Raw genomic sequence first — 644 nt, forward strand, 5'->3', positions numbered from 1 at the left:
CGCCCTTCATCGCCTCTGACTGCCTAGGCATCCACCGTGTACGCTTAGTCACTTAACCTCACAACCCGAAGATGTTTCCATCGTTCGCGCTGCAAACATTTGAGAGACTCTATGACAGGTTACTCTTTATCCCAGTACATCTACGGAGGGACAAATTTCAGCCGTCATGTTTCAATTTTCAGCTTGTTCCAGATTGTTAAAGAGCAAAATACTTCGCAGCATACTGTCGCCAATATACTCTGAAGTATTCAATACCGGACTATATGGTGGAGCTAAGCGGGATCGAACCGCTGACCTCCTGCGTGCAAGGCAGGCGCTCTCCCAGCTGAGCTATAGCCCCATACAGTCACGTGCAGTACCTTTTCCACTTACAAGAAGTGGTAGGCCTGAGTGGACTTGAACCACCGACCTCACCCTTATCAGGGGTGCGCTCTAACCACCTGAGCTACAAGCCTATAAAGGTATTTCTGCTCGTTACTTTCTATCAGACAATCTGTGTGAGCACGCCACTCGAACTAATATCTTTAGGTAAGGAGGTGATCCAACCGCAGGTTCCCCTACGGTTACCTTGTTACGACTTCACCCCAGTCATGAATCACAAAGTGGTAAGCGCCCTCCCGAAGGTTAAGCTACCTACTTCTTTT

The 644-nt window shown here is 48.6% G+C and carries 2 tRNA genes and 1 rRNA gene; all 3 read right to left on the minus strand.

Features of this window, described 5'->3' with window-relative positions:
- Nucleotides 1-264: 264 nt before the first annotated feature.
- A tRNA-Ala gene (locus ACSBQV_RS24225) sits at nucleotides 265-340 on the minus strand.
- A gap of 38 nt (nucleotides 341-378) precedes the next feature.
- Nucleotides 379-455 (minus strand) — tRNA-Ile (locus tag ACSBQV_RS24230).
- Between the two features lie 74 nt (nucleotides 456-529).
- Nucleotides 530-644, minus strand: a 16S ribosomal RNA gene (locus ACSBQV_RS24235); the annotation flags it as partial.

The organism is Serratia sp. B501 (assembly GCF_051172315.1).
Lineage (GTDB): Bacteria > Pseudomonadota > Gammaproteobacteria > Enterobacterales > Enterobacteriaceae > Serratia > Serratia ureilytica.